Here is a 22,064-nt window from a genome sequence, read left to right on the forward strand (position 1 = left end):
TATACTCTGTTTCAAAATCCCGGAGGCCGAATGCTGGTACTATTTGGATTAAGCAGGAGGCACCCCCACCTAAAGTCGCTCATAGGCACTTCGTAGGGGCCTCTCCTCGGGAAGGGGTAGTACCTCACCCTGTCAATGATCAGGCTTTTCTCGGCCACCCCTGAGGCGCCGAAATAGCCGTATACCTCTTCTTCGGGATCAGAGGCATTGTAGAGGTTGCCCCTGATCCGGGCCGGAGGAGGATCGAAGATGCTGCCCACGCTGGTTTGCTGCTGCTGCAGAAGCCGCCAGAACTCAAACGCCGCCGGGGTAAGCGAGAACTGCTGCACGGTTGCCTGATACCGTGTGGGTATGTCAGCGGGCACCACGGCCACCAGTTGGCTTATCTTGTTGCCGTTTACCTGCGCATCATCGGCGGCGACGGCTGTCTTGTTTATCCTCCCCTGGCACGACCAGCAGGTGGATGGCGGCGGGTCTTTTATTTCTAATGCTATCGTGTGGTACTCTAAGATTCCCTTTGTGGACCAGCGGTAGAAGTTCTGCGCATTGGCGGGATCATCCACCTCAGCTCTCACCTCGAAGCCCAGTTCTGTCTGCTCCACAAGTTCTCCGGAGCCATTCTTCACCACCTCTATAAATTCCTTGTAAGTATAACCTAAGTCACGGATGGGTGGTGCCTCGGTGAGAAGCTCCGGCCTGGACGCATACTCCCTGCCATCGGGCAGCCAGATGCGCAACGTATAGCTTTCGCCGGGCCGGGCGTCATACTCCGATTCGTCCAGCACATAGTTGCCGCTGTAGGACTCCCTGAACTGCATAAGGTTCCCCTTGTTGTCGTACAGCATGACAGACGCCCCCGACACGGGCTCTTTTACCACGACACCATCCACACCATTATAGGGTGCTGTCCAGGAGAGCGTCACCTTGTTCAGCGTGGTGTCGTTGCGGTCCGTGATCAGGCCATCCACCACCAGCGACTGCTTTTCGGTGCCGGTCTCCAGCTCAAAAGGCTCCACGCAGGCCTGCAGACAAAGTATGGCCAGCAAGGGGGCCCAAAGCCAGCTTTTCCGTTCTGTTCTCAGCCGCATCATTTCGTAATTTTAAAATTGTAAGTGATGGCAGGCACCGCACTGCCAATGACAGATAGCTTATAGGCTTGCGGCACGTTGCCGCTATAGGCTGGTTTAAAAAACACCGAGTAGGGGTTGTTGCGCCCGTACAGGTTGTAGACCGATAACGTCCAGCTGCTGAGCCTCTTGGCACCCCGCTTGTTGGTACCGTCAATGGTCAGGGCCACGTCGAGGCGGTGGTAGTCGGGGATGCGGTGCTGGTTCCGGTCGCTGTAGTTTACCATCAGCAACCCGCCTATCATCGAAACCGACTCCGGGTAGGTAACCGGCCTGCCGGTGCTGTAAGTAAAGTTGGCTGAGAGGCTGATCAGGCGGCTGAGTTGCTGGTTCAGCACCACGGTAAAGTCGTGCGGCTTGTCGTAGTTGGACGGGAAGTAACTGCCGCTGTTGATCGTCTCTTCTGGCGTGGGCCCCTTTACCCTGCGCAGCGACCGGGAGTAAGTATAGCTGGCCCAGCCGGTAAGCTTTTTACCCTTTCGGCGGATCATCAGCTCCAGGCCATAGGCTTTGCCGTCGCCGGGCAGCAGGTCCGCATCCAGGGCATTGTTGAGCAGCAGGCGCGCGCCGTCCTTATACTCCACCAGGTTGTGCAGTCTTTTGTAGTAGCCCTCTGCCGATAGCTCTATACTGTTATCGTGCAGGTTCCTGAAGTAGCCAAGCGCCACCTGGTCGCCGATCTGCGGCTTGAGGTAGGGGTTACTGGTCTTCCAGATATCCATCGGCGACACCGCGGTGGTGTTGGAGATGAGGTGGATGTACTGCACCATGCGGTTGTAGCCCAGTTTCACGGAGCTGTTCTCGCCCAGCGCCACCCGCACCGATGCCCTTGGCTCCAGGTAGTTGTACTGCTTGATGCTCTCGCCGTCGGCAAAGTGCAGCGTATCGGTAACGCTGGAGGCGCGCCGCGGCACCTCCGGGTTGTAAACATACACCCTGCCGGGGCCCAGGTTGAAGTAGGAGGAGTAGCGCAGGCCATAAGAAACCGATATGGCAGGGCTTAGGGTATACTCGTGGTTCAAGTATGCGGCTGCCTCCAGAGATTGCTCACGGGGCATGCTGAGCTGCACCAGGCTCGACTGGTCTGAGGAAGGCTTTAGTTCGCCGGAGTTAAAGTTATACCAGGTGGAGGACGCGCCCAGGCCTATTTTATGCTGCGCAGAGGGCTCATAGTTGACATCGGCCTTGAGGAGCTTATACTTGATGTCCGAATCCAGCGTGAAGTTGTAAGGAACGGTCTCTGCGCTGACGCCATACGCATAGTCGCCTGCCACGCCGGTAAGGGTAGAGAACAGCTTGTTGCTGAAAGTATGGCTCCACTTCAGCGTACCCGTGGCGGTGCCCCAGGTATAGGTGGTGTCCGTTCCGAACCGGAAGCTGTCGCGGCTCAGATAACCCGAAAGCATGAGCTGGTCCTTCTCGCTGAGCGTGTAGCTGAGCTTCGCGTTGAAATCGTAAAAGTTGCCGTCGCTGTCCCGCACCGATTTGTCGGGCACGAACCGCAGCAGCAGCCCGGGGTAAGCTCCCCGTCCGCCAAGCACAAATGAGGCTTTGTCCTTCACGATCGGCCCCTCCAGCAGCAGCCGGCTGGACAGCAGCCCAATACCGCCGCTCAGCACGGGTATTTTTTTGTTGCCGTCCCGCATCTTCACATCCAGCACCGACGACACGCGGCCGCCGTACCGGGAAGGGATGCCGGCTCGGTAAAGCGTCACGTCCTCCACCATGTCGGGGTTGAAGACGGAGAAGAAGCCGAACAAATGGGAAGAGTTGAACAAAGGGGCATCATCCTGCAGGATCAGGTTCTGGTCTACGCTGCCGCCGCGCACGTTAAACCCGGTGGCGCCCTCCCCTACCGTGGTGACGCCGGGCATGGCCAGCACGCTGCGCACCACGTCTACCTCGCCCAGAAAGGCCGGCACTGATTTTATCTCCTTTATACTTAGGCGCGCAACGCCCATCTCCAGGCTCTTGACGTTCTGGTCCGGTGCCACCGCCGACACCTCCACCTCCCGCAGCTCGTTCGACACCTCAAAAAGCTCCACATCCACAATCCTGCTCTGCAGCAGCTGCAGCTTCCGCTTGTCGGGCACCATCCCCACCGACCTTACCTCCAAGGTATAGCTACCGGCGGGGATCGTCAACGTATAGTATCCTTTCTCATCAGAGGCAGTGCCTTTTTTCAGCTCCTCTACCACTACGGTGGCCCCAATGCTCGGCTCCCCCGTCTTGGCCTCGCGGACATGGCCGCTCAGGGTGATCATACGGCCCCTGCCCGGGTTGGCCAGGTCGGGACCGGGCGATTTCTCTCTTTCTTCCGTTGTGTCTGCATCCGTGCTGAGGCGGGGCACCAGCACCACGGTGCGGGGGTCGTAAAGTATGGCGGTGAGATGGGCTTCCGTCAGGACTTTGCGCAGCACCACAGGCAGGGGCTCCGCTACGAACGTATGCGTTACCTGCACGCCGTCCAGCCACTCATCCAGGTAAAATATTCTTAGGGCATGTTGTTCCTGCAGGTCGAGCAGCACTGCTTTTAGCGGCTCGTTGGTGTACGTGGCTGTTACAAGCCGCTGGCCTGCTTCCTGCTGCGCCTGCGCATGGGGTAAAGCCATAAACAGGCACCAGCAAAGTATGGCTAGAAAGGGAAGTTTGTTCATAAAAGCTACTTGAAACAGCAGGGCGAAGCGGGTAAGTAAGGCATTAGGTTTTCTAGATATAGCAATTTAAGGTTATTATTTAAGATTGCAAGCAGCCCATACTTTCCGGCCGCGCCGCATCACCGAGCCCCGGCCTGGCAACTCATCAACGGAAGCCGGGGGCATCCCGCTCTCTGGTAATTTTCCAGCCTCAACTAACACACCCCACAGGCTGCACTCGTATATAAAAACATGCTGAGCCCTGACAAAGAAAAGATTAAGAAGCTAAAGAAGAAACTGAAGGTGCAGGAGAAGAAGAACGTGGAGATACGCGACCACATGGCGGCCCAGCGCACCATCTTTGCCAACGAGCGCACCCTGATGGCCTACCTGCGCACCGCCATGACGGTTTCTATCGGGGGCTTTGCCGCGGTAAAGTTCTCGGATGATCTGTACCTCGAAATCATCGGCATTATCCTTATCCCTATCGGTATTATCCTGGCGCTTTATAGTTTTATCAGGTTCAGGCAAAAGCAAAAACTTATTGAGGGCCACCACCAGGACTACTGCCCTACCAGCCACGAGCACGAGCGGGCCCACAACAGCAAGTATAAAGAGGATGGCACCGACATGCCGTGACCGCCCCGCATACCCTGCCCGGCCATCTCCGTATACTTTGCAAAAAACGGAACCATGCCGACCTCGGAGCAGGAGGAGATAAAGAAACTGAAGAAAAAGCTGAAGCGACAGGAGAGGAAAAACGCGGAGGTGCGCGACCAGATGGCCCTTCAGCGCACCATCTTCGCCAACGAGCGCACCCTGATGGCCTACCTGCGCACCGCCATTGCCTTTATTGGAGGCGGCTATGCAGCCATTAAACTTTCCCAGCATGTATACATGGAGGTTATCGGGATTCTGATGCTGCCCGCAGGGGTGGCGCTGGCCGTCTACAGCTTCTACAGATACCTGCAAAAGCAAAAGCTCATCCGCCGGCAGCGCCAGGACTACGCCCACACCAGCCACCTGCATGCCGAGCTGCACGAGAAGGAGGCCTCCGGCTACGGCAACACCAACTAAAGCATGGCCTGGGCCTAAACCTATTCCTGCTTATTTCTGTTAAGATAGGTTGGCGCGCTGCAACGGCAAAACGCTGATAATTTTGTACCTTTGCTATTTAAAATCAAGCATTCCTGAATGGCTTTTAACCAAGCGCAAGAAACCGCAACCGGCACCGCCGCAGCTTTCCCTCAGAACGGGGAAGCACAGCAGATCGAAGTATACGGTGCCCGCGAACATAACCTCAAGAACATCTCCATCAAGCTGCCGCGCTACAAGTTGGTGGTGTTTACCGGCATCAGCGGCTCGGGCAAATCGTCGCTGGCTTTCGACACGATCTATGCCGAGGGGCAGCGCCGCTACATGGAGACCTTCTCGGCCTACGCCCGCTCGTTTATGGGCGGCCTGGAAAGACCGAACGTGGATAAGATCGAGGGGCTCTCGCCCGTGATCTCCATCGAGCAGAAAACCACGAGCCGCAACCCGCGCTCCACGGTAGGTACCATCACCGAGATCTACGACTTCATGCGCCTGCTCTGGGCGCGTACCGCAGAGGCTTTCAGTTATGTGACCGGCGATAAGATGGTGCGCCAGAGCGATGACCAGATCGTGAGCCACATCCTGGAGCACTTCGATGGCAAGCGCCTGATTATACTTGCCCCGGTGGTGAAAGGCCGTAAGGGCCACTACCGCGAGCTGTTCCAGCAGATCCGGAAGATGGGCTTTATCCGCGCCCGGGTGGATGGCGAACTGCTGGAGATAACCCCGAAAATGCAGGTGGACAGGTATAAAATCCACGACATAGAGATCGTGATCGACAAGATCGTGGTGAAGGAGGAAGACCGTTTCCGCTTGTCGAGCTCGGTGCAGAACGCCCTCACGCATGGCAAGGGCACGATCCTTATTCTTGACGCCGATGCCGACAAGACGCATTTCTTCTCGCGCCACCTCATGGACCCGGCCACCGGCATTGCCTATGACGACCCGGCTCCAAATTCCTTCTCGTTTAACTCGCCTTACGGCGCCTGCCCGGTGTGCAATGGTTTAGGAGAGATACAGGAGATCACCGAGGAATCGGTTATTCCGGACAAGGACCTGAGCATCCGCCGCGGCGGCATTGCCCCGCTGGGCGAGTACCGCGACATCTGGATCTTTAAGCAGATCGAGGCATTGTTCAAGCACTTCAAGGTATCGGTTTCGACGCCAATAAAGGACCTGCCGGAGGATGTATTGAAGGTATTGCTGTATGGCCTGGAGGAGGATCTGGAAGTAAACACCAAGAAAGGCAACTACACCGTGGAGTTTGAGGGCATCATCAACTTCCTCAAAAACCAGATGGAGTCCGATTCCGATAACATCCGCTCCTGGGTAGAGGACTTTACGCAGACCAATACCTGCCCCGAGTGCCACGGCTACAGATTAAAGAAAGAGTCGCTTCACTTTAAGATCGATGGGAAGAACATTGGCGAGTTATCGGTTTTAGATATCACCAAACTGGCCGCCTGGTTCGAAGGGCTGGAGGAAAGGCTGAGCGAGCGCCAGAACGTGATTGCCCGCGAGCTGCTGAAGGAGATCCGCAAGCGCATCGGTTTTTTGCTGGACGTTGGCCTGGATTACCTGAGCCTGCACCGCCCGGTAAAGACACTTTCAGGGGGTGAGAGCCAGCGCATCCGTTTGGCCACGCAGATCGGCACGCAGCTGGTGGGGGTTTTATACATTATGGATGAGCCCAGCATAGGCTTGCACCAGCGCGACAACGAGCGCCTGATCAAAGCCCTGCAGGATTTGCGCGACCTGGGCAACTCCATTATTGTGGTGGAGCACGACAAGGACATGATCCTGCAGTCGGATTACGTGGTGGACATTGGCCCGGGTGCGGGTATACACGGCGGGCAGGTGGTAACGGCCGGCACACCGGAAGAAATGATGCAGGCAGGCACCCTTACGGCCGAGTTTCTGAGCAACCGCAGGGGGATAAAAGTGCCGCGTAACAAGCGCGAAGGCAATGGCCAGCTGCTTAAGCTGAAAGGCGCCACCGGCAACAACCTGAAAAACGTGACGCTGGAGCTGCCGCTCGGTAAAATGGTTTGCATTACCGGTGTGTCGGGCAGCGGCAAGTCATCGCTGATACACGACACGCTGTACCCTATCCTGAACACGCACTTCTTCCGGGCGAAGCGGGAGCCGCTGCCCTACAAAAGTATAGAGGGCCTGGAGCACCTGGACAAGGTCATCGAGGTGGACCAGTCGCCGATTGGCCGCACGCCGCGCTCTAACCCGGCTACCTATACCGGTGTGTTCACGGATATCAGAACACTGTTTGCACAACTACCGGAAGCCAAGATAAGAGGCTATACTCCAGGCCGTTTCTCATTTAACGTAAAGGGTGGCCGTTGCGAGGCCTGCGAAGGTGCAGGTATGCGAACTATAGAAATGAACTTCCTGCCGGATGTGTACGTGCCCTGCGAAGTATGCAAAGGCAAACGCTATAACCGCGAAACACTGGAGGTCCGCTTTAAAGGCAAAAGTATAACCGATGTGCTGGACATGACCGTAGAGCAGGCCGTTGACTTTTTCGAGAGCCAGCCGCGCATCCTGCGCAAGATAAAGACGCTGAATGATGTGGGCCTGGGCTACATTACCTTAGGCCAGCAAGCTACTACCCTCTCGGGTGGCGAGGCGCAGCGCGTGAAACTGGCCACGGAGCTATCGAAGAAAGACACCGGCCAAACGCTCTACATTCTGGATGAGCCCACCACCGGCCTGCACTTCCAGGACATTGAGCACCTGAGCGACGTGCTGCACAAACTCACCGACAAAGGCAACACTGTCCTCATCATCGAGCACAACCTCGACCTGATAAAGATAGCCGACTGGATCATTGACGTTGGGCCGGAGGGCGGCGAGAAAGGCGGAACCATCGTGGCTGCCGGCACGCCGGAGGAAGTAGCCAAGGTGAAGAGCGGTTATACTCCCAAGTTCCTAAAGGAGGAACTGGCCACCAGCCACTACCGCGAGAACGGGGAGGAAGCGCAGAAAAGCTAAATGCTTCTCTTCACCAAAGTATAAAAAAGTATAAAACCCCGCTGCCAACCTGTGGCAGCGGGGTTTTATACTTTTACAGGTCATCCAGCGATTCCTGCAGCCTTTCCAGCACCTGCTGGTGCTGCTGCAGCAGAGGCACCTGCTTGCTGGCGTACTGCTTCAGCTCCATCACCTGCCCGTTTTTGGCCATATCCTCGTAACGCTCCACCAGCTCTTTGTTCTGGTCGCCGATGCGCCGCAGGTAGGCCAGGTCGAAGGAGATGCCCGACTTATCAGTTACCTCCTGGTATACTTTGTGGTGCGCCTCGCCCAGGGTGGAGGGGAGTACGAAGTTTCCCCTGCCGGCCATGTCGCGCAGGTCGTTGAGGATGCTTTGGTGCGCCGTTACCATCTCCTGCGCCAGCCCCTTCACCTCCGGGCTCACAGCCTTGCCTTCGGCTGCCTCGCCCAACTGCACCTGCAGCATGCTGGCGCTGGCCGCCTCGGCGGCAAACAGGGCATCGTTGCGCATGTCTTCCTGCACACCGGCCGCCTTAAACTGCTCCACGCTTTGATCGGCTGCCTGTTTAATGCTGTCGTCGGAGCCGCAGGCGGTGGCAAAAACCAGGGCCAGCAGGGTGAATGCTTGTTGTACGCTTTTTTTCATAGGTGATTTCGGTTTAATGTATAAAGCACCTGCAAGATAGTGCTTACAGATGCTTTATACTCAATTTGCCGGCATGAAGGGTGCCCTTATTTTTACTTTTGCAACGTGCTGTCGATTTCCTGAGCCCGGTTCAGGTGCGTGCGCAGGGTAGCCAGCGTTTTGGAGGCAAAGGCTTTGGCCTCCGCGTCCTCCAGGTTGTTTGATGCTTCCTCAAACATCTCCACATCTTCTTCGTGGTCCTCTACCATCAGGTCCATGTACGCGGCGTCGAAGTCGGCTCCTTTTTTATCACGCAGTTCTTTTACATGGTCCATGTGGTCCTGGCTCATGCTGTCGGGCAGCACGAGGCTCTTTTTAGCCGCCAGCGCCTTCAGCTCATCATTCGCCTTGCTGTGGTCGTTCACCATCATGGTGCCGAAGTCTTTTACCTGCTGGTTCATCGCCTGTTGCTGTGCCAGTTTACCTAGCTCCACTTCCATCATGCCGCCGCTTGCCGCCTTGGTCATAAACTCAGACAAGTCATCCTTCTGCTCCTCCATCCGGGTGTCCTCAACCATTCCCTCGTTTACTTCCTGGGCCTCTTCCACAGCGTCCGTCTTTTGATTGCAGGAAGCCAGTGCAAATACAAAGGCGCCCGCTATCAGTCCTGTTGAAACAATCTTTCTCATAGTTTTATTTTGTTTAGTAATGTTTTGGTATACGATGGTATTTTATCAGAATTCATATACGCCTTCGGGGGATTGGAGTTTTTTGATCCTGCTTTCTTCCGGTTTCAAGTAATAATTTCCCCTAGCGCCAACCTTAAGAAATATAGCCTTGATCAAGATGCAACATAATTTTACCATGACATGTAAAGCACAGGAAACACTCCTCTTGCCCACACCTGAAGCTCACCCAAAACAAGTATGACATGAGAAACAGCAAGTATGTTTTCGCAACCCTTTGGCTGGTGCTGCTGATGCTGCCACTGCGCCACACCCTTGCCCAGGACACGACGGAAGCAGTCCTGATGGACCCTGCCCACGACCGCATTCTGAAGCTGCACCCGCTACAGATGGGTGAGGTATACATCTCTTACGAGAAGATGCGCACTGAGCGGATCTCGAATGAGTTTGGCCTGAGCTATGTGTACCGCGGCTACCTCAAAAGCGAAGATTTCCTGCCTGATGACGTGAAGGTAGGTGGCGTGCATATACGCATGAGCCAACGCTACTACACCTCCAAGAAGCATGACGGCGTGCCCTTGGGGTTCTTCCATGGGCCAATGTTTGGGTACCGCTTTATGGCCTTTGAGGAAGGCGCCCTCGACAGCCCTTTTGAAGACCCCGATAACTCCTTTGGGCGCCAGGTGGGGCGCTTGTACCAGAATACGCTGGAGCTGAACTACCAACTGGGCGGGCAGTTCCTCGTCGGGAAGAAGCTTACCGTGGAGGTTTCCGCGGCGTTGGGCGCCCGCCTGAAGTATGCGCTGGCCAAGGGCGCAGACGAGCTGCTGACGGAGAACATTATTGGGCATGCGCTGGTAGCCGAGCAGAACTCTGCCATTTTCATAACCCCCTCGCCGCAACTGAATGTATCGGTAGGCTACTCTTTCTGACACCTTAAAAAAGTAAAAGCGCCGGCTCCTGTTCAGGGGGCCGGCGCTTCGCTATGAACAGACGGACTAAGCCTGGTTATTCTATCTTACTGAGTACCGTGTACGACTGCAGCTTTCCGTTGCGGTACGTCTCGGAGCGCACCATTCCGATCTTGGGCACGTAATACTCTACCGTTTCGATGCGCATGCCGGGCATTTTCATACCCATGGCGCGGTTCTCCATCTGGGTGTTATACCTTATTTTGTAGCTGTCGTAAGTGCCGGCGGGCACGGTTATACTCTCTTTGCCCTCCACGGTGCGGTCAGTCACTTTCATCACCATGGTCATCATACTTTGGCCGTTGCCGGAGTCCTTCATCTCCATAGTCATGGTGCCGTCCTCGAGCTTCTGCCCCGCCTGCATATTGCTGGGGTATAGCATCTTATCGCCATCCATACTCATCTCCAGGTTATTCTCCTGGCCCTGCATGGCGCCCTGCCGGTTCATCATGGAGTTCATGTCCATCCAGATGCTCCCGTTCTCACAGCCAATCTTGAAGTCTCCCTCAGTGGCGAGTTTGTCCTTCTCGTCATACACCTGGCTGTGGATGGTGGCCTCCAGCTTACCGCCGGAGCGGTCCAGGTCCGTCACGTTATAGGTCATGCGGCCGGTTGGCTTGTCTTTGTGGTTGTAGCTTAACAACTCATACACTGCGTTTTCGCGCAGCAGTTGGTAATCACTACAGTCGGTCTGGGCCTGAGACGGCACTGCCACCAGCAGCAGCAGGCAACACAGCCATGAAACGAGAACCTTGCAGTACATAAGCATCAAATTTAAGTTTAAAAATAGATGGAAATAATTATAAATACTGTATACGGATGAAGGTGCCGCAGGGCTATCCAAAGTATGGCAAAGTATAAATCAGGGGCGGCGAAAACAGAAAGAGCCGGATCCAGGGACCGGCTCTCTGCTGAAGTATGGCTGTATACTTTATGTGATGCTATTTTTGATTTGGAGGATGCAGGCAATCTCCTTTAGTCTGCGCAATGCTTGCTATACTTACGCCCCCTTAAACTGCGGCTTCCGCTTCTCGTTGAAGGCAGTCACGCCCTCTTTGTAGTCTTCAGAGTTGCCGGCTATCTTCTGGCAGTGGGCCTCGTAGTCCAGCATCTCATCCAGCGTGGAGCTGAAGGACTTGTTCAGCATTTTCTTCATCAGGCCAATGGCTTTGGTCGGCCCGGCAGCATAGCGGGCGGCCAGTTCGGCCACAGCGGTATCCAGATCCTCCGGGGCCACCACCTTGTTTACCATGCCCAGTTGCAGCGCCTCCTCTGCCGACACCTTGGAACCGAGCGTGCTCAGCTCAAACGCCTTCAGCGAGCCTACCACCCGCGGCAGGAAAAACGACGAGCCGGAGTCCAGCACCAGCCCCACGTTCACGAACACCTCGATCATACTTGCCGCCGTGCTGGCCACCACCATATCGCAGGCCAGGGCCAGGGAGCAGCCAGCACCGGCCGCCACGCCATTTAACTTGCAGATGATGGGCTTAGGCAGGTTGCGCATCGCGCGTATAATCGGGTTATACCTTTTCTCCAGCGACTCGGACAGGTCGCGCTTGCTGGCGCTGGCGATGGCCTTCAGGTCCTGGCCGGAGCAGAAGGCCTTGCCGGCGCCGGTCAGCACCACCACGCGCACGTTCTCGTCGCGGCTTACCTGCTTCAGGGCGTCCTGCAGGTCGTAGCTCTGCTGGTCGTTAAAGGCATTGAAAACATCCGGGCGGTTTAGCGTGATGGTGGCCACGCCGTCCTGCACTTCATATAAAAGGCATTCGTAGGTCATAAGGTTAGGGTTAGTTTTGATCTAACCAAAGGTATTGATTATGAGGGTAAGAGCAAAGTATAAGGCTGGCTCTAGCGCTTTGTTGCTGAAGCAGAAATCTATGAATTATACTTGCCGGTTTATACTTGAGCTATGCTTCTATACTTCCAGTTTATATTTACTGCTATACTTTATACTTACCTGGCGCAAGCGTCCGCTTGTGCCTTTTTATACTTTAGCCATACTTTCCCTGCCGCTGCTTCCTTCCAATTGATACAAGCTATCCTTGCTAGCTACCGTTCATCCTCCTGACTATACTTATCTATCGTTTCATTTTATATTTTGGTGCTCTCAAGCCCGAGAGGGCTCGTCCTTTGGCATCGCGCTGTGTTCCCTCCTGCGCCAGGGCGCTGCCACTAACGTGGCACCGGATCTCACAAGGCGCTCAACCCAAGGACTGGGATCAGTTCGATAGCCGCTGCTTTCTGTCATCTCGAATGTAATGAGAGATCTATTTAGAATTCTGTTTTGATACCTCACCCTGCTCGAGATGACAGGAAGATGGGCAAGTATAAACTCCCTCCCCTGTTTTTAGGGGAGGGCTGGGGTGGGGTGTAAATTCCCCTCCTCGGAGGGATTAGGGGTGGGTTTATACTTTGCAAGAGGTCGTTAAGCCCGGTACAGCCGAGCCCCTCTCTATATTTTATACTTACCACAGCGCCAGCGATGCGCCCAGCGCCAGCAGGAAACCACAGCCGAAGCCCGCGTATACTTCCTCCGGGGTGTGGGCCTGCAGGGCCAGCCGGGCCGACATGATAGCTCCGGAAAGGAAAACAGCCACGATGATCGGGTAGATGAGCATGGCCTCGGGCGCCAGCTTTTGCAGCACCACGAGTAGCCCCAGGACTCCACCCGCCCCGATGCTGTGCGCGCTTATCTTCCAGAACTGCGAAATGGCAAAAGCCAGAAATATGGCCGCCGCGATAATCCCCATCACAAAGTAGAAAATAGCGTCGTAAACCGGCTCGCGGTAGAACAGGTAAGAGGTGGCAGCGTAGCAAATGCCCGTGAACAGCAGCGGAAAGCCGCGCTGCTCCCGCTTGTCCATCTCCATAGAGTCGAGGTAGCCGAGGCGCACCATGAAAAAGGCCGCTGCCGTGGGTATGATAAAGGTGGTGAAGAAAATCATGGCCAACACGATCCAGCGCACGCTCATGGGCAGCGTGAGTGTGGATGAGGGCATGTAATAAAGTATGATGGCGAAAAGGTAGGTGGGCAGCAGCAGCGGGTGAAACACCACAGACAGGGCTTTCGCGAGCGAACGATTCACTTTATTAATTAATAATGAAGATTGACGGATGAATAATGGATAGATAAAGTATAGGCAATGGCGTACGATTACTCATTCGTCATTATTAATTACTCATCAGTTAGAGCTCCTTACGTAAACGGGCCACCGGTATGTTCAGTTGCTCCCTATACTTGGCCACGGTGCGGCGGGCAATGTTATAGCCTTTCTCGTTCAGCAGCTTCTCTATCTTCTCGTCGGAAAGAGGCTTGCGCTTGTTCTCGCCCTCGATAATTTCTTTCAGGATATGCTTCACCTCGCGGCTGCTGGCGTCCTCGCCGGAGTCGGTGGCGATGCCCTCGGAGAAGAAGTACTTGAGCGGGTAAATGCCGAACTCGGTCTGCACGGCCTTGCTATTGGCCACGCGGCTCACGGTACTGATGTCCATGCCGATCTCCTCGGCAATGTCCTTGAGGATCATTGGGCGCAGCTCGCTCTCGTCGCCTTCCAGAAAAAAGCTGTGTTGGTACTTGATAATGGCCTCCATGGTGCGCAGCAGCGTGTTCTGGCGCTGGCGGATGGCGTCGATGAACCACTTGGCCGCGTCCAGCTTCTGCTTCACGAACGTCACGGTCTCCTTCAGCTTCTTATCCTTCTTATCCGATTTGTCATAGGCGTCGAACATATCGGCGTAGGAGCGGCTGATGCGCAGGTCCGGGGCATTGCGGGAGTTAAGCGAGAGCTCCAGCTGGCCGTTGTTGTTGGCAAGTATAAAGTCGGGAATGATGTACTGCACGCGCGTCATGCTGGCGCCGGCGCCACCCGGCTTCGGGTTCAGCCTCGTGATCGCATCAATGCCCTTCTTCAGCTCCTCCTCCGACACATTGAACTTACTCTGTATCTTCTGGTAGTGCTTTTTGGTAAACTCGTCGAAAGCCTGGCGGATAATGCGCTCGGCCAGCACAGTGGTTTCGTCCTGCTCGCGGCGCTCCAGCTGCAGCAAAAGGCACTCGGGCAGGTCGCGGGCGGCAATACCAGCCGGGTCGAAGGTCTGGATCAGGTGTAGCACCTGCTCGATCTCCTCCTCGGTGGTCTCGATGTTCTGCGAAAAGGCAAGGTCGTTGGCAATGGAGCGCAGGTCGCGGCGAATGTAACCGTCATGGTCTATACTTCCGATAAGCTGCATACCGATGTTATACTGCTTGTCATCGAGGCTCAGGAAGCCCAGCTGGTCGAGCAGCGAGTCAGTGAGCGTGGAGGTCATCGCGATGGGCATCTCCTTGTCCTCCTCGTCGCCGCCACGGTCGCCCTGCATCTTGTAGCCGCTTATCTCGTCGTCGTTCAGGTAGTCGTTCAGGTCGATGTCATCGTCCTTGCTGTAGTCCTCCTCATACTCGTCCGAGGAGTCGCTGTATTCCTCGGCGCTCTCCTCGCGGCCTTCCTCCAGGGCAGGGTTTATCTCCAGCTCCTCCTTTATGCGCATCTCCAACTCGGCAGTAGGTATCTGCAGCAGCTTGATAAATTGTATCTGCTGCGGCGATAGCTTCTGGGATAAAAGTTGTCTTAAATCGAGTCGCTGCATAGTTTTTGAAGAAAAATCCGCGCCTGTGTGTGCACGTCCAAATTTAGGATAATTTTACTCGCATTTACAAAAAAGGTTAAAATATCGTTACTTTGAGGGATTTTCGGGAAAACACAGGCAAGAGGCCGCGAGCTTGCTGCTTTTAAAGTATAAAAAAGGTACTGGCCGCCGCCATACTTCCTTAGAACGCCGCAGGGCCGTTTTAAAGTATAACCGGCCACCCGGAGCCGAATTCTTGGGGTAGCCTGCTGCCGCATCATTTAAAATTTATATTTTTAGAGGATTTACTGTACCTTCGGGTAACAACAACCATACACATGCAACGCACAAAAGTTAAAGATCTGCTACAGGGCGCCGAGGAAGGCAAAGAGGTACTGCTGAAAGGCTGGGTGCGCACAAAGCGCGGAAACAAGTATGTAAACTTTATCGCCGTAAACGACGGCTCCACGATAAATAACCTGCAGGTAGTAGCTGATGAAAAGTTCAGCGAAGAGTCCCTGAAGGATATAACCACAGGCGCCGCCATCTCGGTGGTGGGCCAGCTGGTCGCCTCGCAGGGCAAAGGCCAGGCATACGAAGTACAGGCCACCAGTATAGAGGTGGTGGGCAAAGCCGACCCGGAAACCTACCCGCTGCAGAAGAAGGCGCACTCGCTGGAGTTTTTGCGCGAGATCGCCCACCTGCGCTTCCGCACCAACACGTTCGGGGCGGTGTTCCGCGTGCGCAACACGCTGGCCTTTGCCGTGCACAGGTTCTTCAACGAGAAGGGCTTCGTCTACATGCACACGCCCATCATCACCGCATCCGATGCAGAGGGCGCCGGTGAGATGTTCAGGGTAACCACGCTGGACCCCACCAACCCGCCGCTGACGGAGAACGGACAGGTAGATTATGCAGAGGACTTCTTCGGTAAGGCTACGAACCTGACGGTATCGGGGCAGTTGGAGGGCGAGTTGGCCGCTATGGCGTTCAGCGATATTTATACGTTCGGGCCGACCTTTAGAGCCGAGAACTCCAACACCACGCGCCACCTGGCCGAGTTCTGGATGATCGAGCCGGAAATGGCCTTCTACGACCTGAAAATGAACGCCGACCTGGCCGAGGAGTTTATCAAGTACATCATCCGCTACGCCCTGGAGCACAACCGCGAAGACATCGAATTCCTGGGTCAGCGCCTGGCAGAGGAAGACAAGAGCAAACCGCAGCAAGAGCGCCAGGAAATGACCTTGCTCGAGAAGCTGGAGTTTGTGGTAAGCAATGATTTTGAGCGCGTAACTTACACCGAGGCTATCGACATCCTGGTGAACTCGAACCACTACAAGAAAAAGAAATTCCAGTACGATGTGTCCTGGGGCGTGGACCTGCAAAGCGAGCACGAGCGCTACCTGGTGGAGAAGCACTTCAAAAAGCCGGTGATCGTGACCGACTACCCAAAGGATATCAAGGCCTTTTACATGCGCCTCAACGACGACGGCAAAACCGTGGCGGCCATGGACATCCTGGCCCCGGGCATCGGCGAGATTGTGGGCGGATCGCAGCGCGAGGAGCGCCTGGACCTGCTGGTAGAGCGCATGAAGGCAGTAGGCATACACGAGGAGGACCTGTGGTGGTACCTGGATACCCGCCGTTTCGGGGGCTGTCCGCACGCAGGTTTCGGCTTGGGCTTCGAGCGCATGGTGCAGTTCGTAACCGGCATGGGCAACATCCGCGACGTAATCCCTTTCCCGCGCACGCCGCAGAACGCAGAGTTTTAAGCGAGTTTATACTTTACAGGAGAGCCCGGCCATACTTTGGCCGGGCTTTTTTGTGGGGCTGTAACATCCCAGGTATGATATTGCTATATTTGGATCTCCAACCTACGTATGAAGTACGCTATGAACAAACTTTACCCGCTTTTGCTGGCCCTGCTGCTGGCTTTTACCGCCTCCGCGCAAACAGAGTTCGCAACTTTCCAAACACCTCTTACAAGCCCCTCCCACATCCTTACAGCCGTGAACGACTCCGGCGAGGTAGGCTTGCTGGCCTTCGAGGGCGGCATTCTGTACAGCTCTGTTCTGAATGCGCAAGGCCAACCGGCAGCGTTTACACCGGCGCTTAGTTATAACGAAAGTGGCGGCGCGCTTGGCATGGTCGCGCAGCCTGACCGGTTTATATACTTTGAGAAAGCCGTTGGAAAAGGGGAAGCTATCCGTCCTTACCGCATTGATAAAACCACCGGGAGCATCACGGGCTTTGAACCCCTCACCCCTGCCTTAGACGATAAGGCCGAACTGGTGCAGGTTTATACTTTCGAAAACCGCCTGTACACGTTATACTTCAGCAAAAAGACCAGCAGAATGCAGGTCTTCGTGATCGGGAGTGAAACTGAGTTTTCTGTTAAAAGCTTTCATGTGCCGGTTTTAAAACTGCACGACCGCCTTCTGAAAGGGGAACGGCCGGTGAACCCTGTGTTTATTGACCCGACGCAGGAGCACACCCTGGCCTCCGGTTCACATCAGAAAAAGATTTACCAGCAGGGCGACAACATTTACCTGGTATTCGACGGCTTTGGAGCGCAGCGCATGAACATCCGCAACCTGACCACCGAAGTGCTGCACCTGAACCTGGCTACCGAAGAAGCCAATTTCAGAGCGTTGCCTATGGTGAAGATAAGGCCAATTGGGATCAACTCGTTTATACACCAACGTATACTTTACCGCTTCCTGGTAACGCCGGGCTACGACTTGCAACTGGCAGCCTATGATGTAGAAACCTTGGTCCCCAGGAAAAGCTATGCATTCGGCAGTGATGAGCCTCTAACAATCAAGGCCTCGCCGGTGGCCGCTAACAAGCAAAAGCAGCATAAAGCTGACACGGCGGTGGTGGAAACAACGGAGACCGTATTGAAGAAGCTGAGCATCGGCACCACTACGGTACTGGCAGAAGAAGCCGGCCCGAACACCATCCGCCTGACGCTTGGCAGCTACGCCCTTACCTCCGGCAATGCATCCATGTTACCGACTGGCTCCACACTCCTGCCTTACTTAGGTCCGGCTGCTCTCCCTGCCATGATAGCGCTCACCGCCGTAAAAGTAAGTGCGGCAAACTCCGCCGAATCAGAAAATTCCTTCCACGTATACTTGCAGAAGGACGACTTTGAACAAGCTGCCCCGGTAGCGAGGCAATCCTACCTGGAGCAGCTCAGAGCCCACAACAACAGGCTGGCGACCCAGAAAGTACCTGTTTCAGCATCTTTTGCTTATAATTACCAGGGGCAGATGCACTATGGTTACCTGAACAGAAAGACCCGGACAATTCACATCACCTCGTTTAGCAAATAGCAGCGTTTGCCGATAAGGCGTAGTGCCACAGCATTATCTTTCCAAAATGCTTAACTTAGCAACAAAGAAACAGCAGTTGCACCGGCAGCGCTACGTATAACTCTGCACACCATGAACTATCAGAACACGCTTGCCTTTGCGCAGGAACAGGACCGTCAGGACCCTCTATACCATTTCCGGGACCGTTTCTACTTCCCGCAGGTAAACAAGCAGGACGCCATCTATTTCTGCGGCAACTCGCTGGGGCTGCAGCCAAAGTCGGCGCAGATGTACATCGACAACGAAATGTATAAATGGGCCAACCTGGCTGTGGAAGGGCACTTTAAGGGCGAGGAACCCTGGTTTAACTACCACGAGCTGCTGGCGCCGGCAACGGCCCGCGTGGTGGGTGCCCAGGAGAGCGAGGTGGTGGTGATGAACCAACTGACCGTGAACCTGCACCTGATGCTGGTGTCGTTCTACCGGCCGGAGGGCAAGCGCTTTAAGATCATCACCGAAGGCGGGGCTTTCCCCTCGGACCAGTACGCGCTGGAGACGCAGGTAAAATTCCATGGCTATACTCCGGGTGAGGCCATCGTGGAGCTGTTCCCAAGAGCGGGGGAGCACACGCTGCGCACCGAGGACATCCTGCAAAGTATAAAACAGCACGGCGAGGAGCTGGCGCTGGTGATGATGGGCGGCATAAACTACTACACCGGCCAGGTGTTCGACATGGCGTCCATTACCAAAGCAGGCCACGAGGCGGGTGCTTTGGTAGGCTTCGACCTGGCGCACGCTGCCGGCAACGTGCCGCTGCACCTGCACGACTGGAACGTGGACTTTGCCGTGTGGTGTACCTATAAATACCTGAACTCCGGCCCGGGCGGCACCTCCGGCGTGTTTGTGCACGAACGCCACGGCAACGACGCCAGTATACCGCGCTTCGCCGGTTGGTGGGGCCACGATGCCCGGGAGCGCTTTAAGATGCAGAAGGGTTTTAAGCCGATGCCCGGCGCAGCGGGCTGGCAGCTGAGCAACGCGCAGATCCTGCCGATGGCCCTGCACCGCGCCGCGCTGGCACTGGTGGAGGAGGCCGGTGGCATGGAGGCCCTCCGCGCCAAGAGCGAAAAACTGACCGGTTACCTGGAGTACCTCATCAACGATGTGCACGTGGGCAAAGACGTGCTGGAGATGATCACACCGCGCGACCCGCAGGCCCGCGGCTGCCAAATCTCGCTGCTCGTGAAGAAAAACTCACGCCTGCTGTTCGACAAGCTGATGGAGGCCGGCATTATTGTGGATTACCGCGAGCCCAACGTGATCCGGGTGGCCCCTACCCCGCTCTACAACAGTTTTGAGGAAGTATACCGCTTCTCTGAAATCTTACATGCCTGCCTGGAAGGCCAGTCCTAGGCAAATCTGCTTTTCGCACCGCTATAGTAAACCTCTTTTGCAACCCTAACCCCGACGCTAAGTACTTATTCCGACGTGCGTACGTATTAATTTCTACGGGTTAACAAATCCGGCCTGGCAGCTGCAGCCAACGCGTAGGCGCGTGCAGGCAAGGCTGCCAGGGGCTTTCTGAGTATGGGTAGCAGTTAAGGTAACTGTTGGGAAATTTTAATGTGGTGCTTTAAGGCAATTAATGAACGTCACTTTTGAGGACATACTTCTTGTTTCATCCATACTTCTATTCCTGAGCATCTTAATTACCAAGAGCTTAGGGCGGTTTGGCGTTCCTGCTTTATTGCTATTCCTAGGCGTAGGGATGCTGGCCGGTTCTGAGGGGCTCGGCAAGATACAGTTCAACGACCCGCAGACGGCGCAGTCGCTGGGAACCGTGGCGCTTACGTTTATACTTTTCTCCGGTGGCCTGGACACCCGCTGGGAGAGCACCAAGCCCATACTTTGGCGCGGCGTCGTGCTGGCTACCGTGGGGGTCTTCTCGACGGCCATCCTGCTGGGGGGATTCACTTACTACGTCACTGATTTCACGGTGCTGGAGAGCCTGTTGCTGGGTTCCATCGTGTCGTCTACAGATGCAGCGGCGGTGTTCTCCATCCTCCGCTCCAAGAACATCGGCCTCAAGCACAATCTCCGGCCCACCCTGGAGCTGGAGTCGGGCAGCAACGACCCCATGGCCTACTTCCTGACCGTTAGCTTCACGTTTCTGATCATGAACGAGGAGGCCAGTATCTGGCGACTTATCCCCATGTTTTTCATGCAGATGAGCATCGGCGCCATGACAGGCGTGGCAATGGGCAGGGCCATGGCCTGGATCATCAACCGGATCAAGCTGGAGCAGGAAGGGTTATATCCTGCCCTCACCATGGCAGCGATTATCTTTACCTATGCCTTTACCAACGTGATCAGTGGCAACGGCTTTCTAGCCGTGTACATAGCGGGCGTTATACTTGGGAACCAGAACTTCATACACAAGCGCAGCCTTACCAAGTTCTACGATGGCATCGCCTGGCTTATGCAGATTCTGATGTTCCTAACGCTGGGGCTATTGGTGTTCCCCTCGCACATGGTTCCGCTCATAGGCACTGGCCTGCTGATAGCCATGTTCCTTATTTTTGTGGCGCGGCCGGTGAGCGTGTTCCTGAGCATGTCCTTTTTCAGAAATCCCCTCCGCGACAAGCTCTATGTGTCGTGGGTGGGGCTGCGCGGCGCCGTGCCAATTGTGTTCGCCACCTACCCTTTACTGGCCGGCGTCGAGAAGTCGGGCATGATCTTTAACATCGTGTTCTTTATCGTGCTCACCTCCGTGCTGCTGCAGGGAACCACCCTTTCTGTTGTGGCCAGGTGGCTGCGGCTGAGCCAGCGGGACAGAAGGCAGAAGAAGTACCAGTTCGACCTGGAGATGGAGTACGACATTAAAAACGAACTCACAGAGATACGGGTACCCGACAAAAGCCCGGCCGTGGGCAAGACCCTGGTTGAGTTGCGCTTTCCCAAGGGGGCTCTGATCGTTCTGATCAACAGGGGAGGAAAGTTTTTAACGCCCAACGGCGCCACCGCCCTGCAGACGAACGACGTCCTGTTTGTGATGACCGACCGCGACGATGAACTAGTGAAGGTAAACGAACTGCTGGGGTATGAAGTAGAGTAACACAGGCCTGAACAGCCGTAATGCACCCCGTAACTACTACTTTTTAAGCCAAAAGCATTAGTTTTGTAGCCAAATGCCAAAAGTAATCCAATGAAGCACCTTCTTAAATACCCGCTTATGTGGGTGATGCTGCTTTGGGCAATTACCTTACCCGGACACGAGCAGGCCGTGTACCGCCTCATTTCAAAAGGGGCCATCTCAGAGTTAGGCTATTGCTTGCTTCAGAGGCCAGGCGAGCAGCGCGATACTGCCCTGGGGCAAGAGGCGGTGCAGGTGCTTCCGTATGCGAAGATGGCATCTCCCACTGTGCTGCCCCGGCAACAGGCAACGCGATGCTTCCCGCAACTTTATACTTTAGCTCGGCCCGCCGACAGGCCGCTACCGGAAAACCAGCAACACTCCTCCGGAGCCGGGTTGCTGGCGAAAATCCTCCCTGCTACCATACTGCCCAACGCTCCTTAGCGCCGCATGTTCCGGCAGCCTTGTACGCTTACCGCGCTTTCTCCCACTTCCGGAGCGTCCTTCTCCTGGTGATTTCCACCAGAGCCGGTTTTAGGGCAGATGCTCATACTTCCACCTCTGCCAACTTGTTTGCGGCCCCTCTCCCATTTAGCGGGAATAAAAGCATGGCTACGATTTTGCAGAAAAATCTTCTGCCTTTTTATCTCAGGGTTTATATTGAAGCCTGCTTTTACCAAGTGGGGCATTTTTGCAGAGCGGCTCGAAAACAGACCTGACCAATGTTCCCGGCTAAGCCTCGCCCCCTGCTATCTGCCTTGCGGAGGGCTGGGGCATTAACCTGGAAAACCATGCTGAGCGTAAAAACAGTTGCTCCTGAGCTTTTAGAGCAAGTATTGAGTCTATTGCCCACA

The 22,064-nt window shown here is 55.3% G+C and carries 18 protein-coding genes; 10 read left to right on the forward strand and 8 right to left on the reverse strand.

The window, feature by feature from the left end:
- Positions 1-11: 11 nt before the first annotated feature.
- The gene (locus A3841_RS05260) at positions 12-1,091 is read right to left on the reverse strand and encodes a DUF4249 domain-containing protein (protein WP_073851284.1); all 1,080 of its coding nucleotides are present in this window, start codon (positions 1,089-1,091) and stop codon (positions 12-14) included.
- Positions 1,088-3,784 carry a TonB-dependent receptor gene (locus A3841_RS05265; protein WP_073851285.1) on the reverse strand — a complete coding sequence of 899 codons (2,697 nt, stop codon included), beginning with the start codon at positions 3,782-3,784 and terminating at the stop codon, positions 1,088-1,090. Before A3841_RS05265 ends, A3841_RS05260 begins: the two co-directional genes overlap by 4 nt.
- A 231-nt stretch (positions 3,785-4,015) precedes the next feature.
- On the opposite strand from A3841_RS05265, the gene A3841_RS05270 reads away from it, so the two are divergent.
- The 3 genes from A3841_RS05270 to uvrA all read left to right on the forward strand — a co-directional run bounded on the left by A3841_RS05270 (position 4,016) and on the right by uvrA (position 7,864).
- Positions 4,016-4,402, forward strand: coding sequence for a YidH family protein (locus tag A3841_RS05270; protein WP_073851286.1), 387 nt, complete (start codon positions 4,016-4,018; stop codon positions 4,400-4,402).
- Between the two features lie 54 nt (positions 4,403-4,456).
- Complete coding sequence (locus A3841_RS05275; protein ID WP_073851287.1) at positions 4,457-4,840, forward strand: YidH family protein; 384 nt, start codon at positions 4,457-4,459, stop codon at positions 4,838-4,840.
- Positions 4,841-4,957: 117 nt separating this feature from the next.
- Entirely contained in the window at positions 4,958-7,864 is a 2,907-nt protein-coding gene (gene uvrA / locus A3841_RS05280; protein ID WP_073851288.1) for an excinuclease ABC subunit UvrA, read from the forward strand.
- A 73-nt stretch (positions 7,865-7,937) separates the two neighbouring features.
- On the opposite strand, the gene A3841_RS05285 is transcribed toward uvrA, so the two are convergent.
- Complete coding sequence (locus tag A3841_RS05285) at positions 7,938-8,510, reverse strand: DUF4142 domain-containing protein (RefSeq protein ID WP_073851289.1); 573 nt, start codon at positions 8,508-8,510, stop codon at positions 7,938-7,940.
- 92 nt (positions 8,511-8,602) lie between these two features.
- On the reverse strand, positions 8,603-9,178 hold the full coding sequence (locus tag A3841_RS05290; protein ID WP_073851290.1) for a DUF4142 domain-containing protein: 576 nt from the start codon (positions 9,176-9,178) through the stop codon (positions 8,603-8,605).
- 242 nt (positions 9,179-9,420) lie between these two features.
- Between A3841_RS05290 and A3841_RS05295 the strand changes: the two genes are divergently transcribed.
- Positions 9,421-10,107, forward strand: a complete 687-nt coding sequence (locus tag A3841_RS05295) for a hypothetical protein (RefSeq protein WP_073851291.1) — start codon at positions 9,421-9,423, stop codon at positions 10,105-10,107.
- A gap of 76 nt (positions 10,108-10,183) precedes the next feature.
- On the opposite strand, the gene A3841_RS05300 is transcribed toward A3841_RS05295, so the two are convergent.
- Positions 10,184-10,909 carry a TapB family protein gene (locus tag A3841_RS05300; RefSeq protein WP_139307888.1) on the reverse strand — a complete coding sequence of 242 codons (726 nt, stop codon included), beginning with the start codon at positions 10,907-10,909 and terminating at the stop codon, positions 10,184-10,186.
- Positions 10,910-11,146: 237 nt separating this feature from the next.
- A complete protein-coding gene (locus tag A3841_RS05305; RefSeq protein WP_073851293.1) occupies positions 11,147-11,929 on the reverse strand; it encodes an enoyl-CoA hydratase-related protein in 783 nt (260 codons plus the stop codon).
- A gap of 40 nt (positions 11,930-11,969) precedes the next feature.
- Between A3841_RS05305 and A3841_RS19960 the strand changes: the two genes are divergently transcribed.
- Positions 11,970-12,182, forward strand: coding sequence for a hypothetical protein (locus tag A3841_RS19960; protein WP_139307889.1), 213 nt, complete (start codon positions 11,970-11,972; stop codon positions 12,180-12,182).
- 435 nt (positions 12,183-12,617) lie between these two features.
- On the opposite strand, the gene A3841_RS05310 is transcribed toward A3841_RS19960, so the two are convergent.
- Positions 12,618-13,238, reverse strand: coding sequence for a hypothetical protein (locus A3841_RS05310; protein ID WP_235861300.1), 621 nt, complete (start codon positions 13,236-13,238; stop codon positions 12,618-12,620).
- Positions 13,239-13,338: 100 nt separating this feature from the next.
- Complete coding sequence (gene rpoN / locus A3841_RS05315; RefSeq protein ID WP_073851294.1) at positions 13,339-14,778, reverse strand: RNA polymerase factor sigma-54; 1,440 nt, start codon at positions 14,776-14,778, stop codon at positions 13,339-13,341.
- Between the two features lie 317 nt (positions 14,779-15,095).
- Between rpoN and asnS the strand changes: the two genes are divergently transcribed.
- From asnS to A3841_RS05340, 5 genes are all read left to right on the forward strand, one after another.
- Entirely contained in the window at positions 15,096-16,532 is a 1,437-nt protein-coding gene (asnS, locus tag A3841_RS05320) for an asparagine--tRNA ligase (protein ID WP_073851295.1), read from the forward strand.
- Between the two features lie 120 nt (positions 16,533-16,652).
- Positions 16,653-18,098, forward strand: a complete 1,446-nt coding sequence (locus A3841_RS05325) for a hypothetical protein (protein ID WP_139307890.1) — start codon at positions 16,653-16,655, stop codon at positions 18,096-18,098.
- A gap of 111 nt (positions 18,099-18,209) precedes the next feature.
- Entirely contained in the window at positions 18,210-19,490 is a 1,281-nt protein-coding gene (gene kynU, locus A3841_RS05330; RefSeq protein ID WP_073851297.1) for a kynureninase, read from the forward strand.
- A 232-nt stretch (positions 19,491-19,722) separates the two neighbouring features.
- Positions 19,723-21,192, forward strand: a complete 1,470-nt coding sequence (locus A3841_RS05335; protein WP_073851298.1) for a potassium/proton antiporter — start codon at positions 19,723-19,725, stop codon at positions 21,190-21,192.
- Between the two features lie 90 nt (positions 21,193-21,282).
- Positions 21,283-21,654, forward strand: a complete 372-nt coding sequence (locus A3841_RS05340) for a hypothetical protein (protein WP_073851299.1) — start codon at positions 21,283-21,285, stop codon at positions 21,652-21,654.
- Positions 21,655-22,064 lie beyond the last annotated feature (410 nt).

The sequence above is a fragment of the Pontibacter flavimaris genome (genome assembly GCF_001907195.1).
GTDB lineage: Bacteria > Bacteroidota > Bacteroidia > Cytophagales > Hymenobacteraceae > Pontibacter > Pontibacter flavimaris.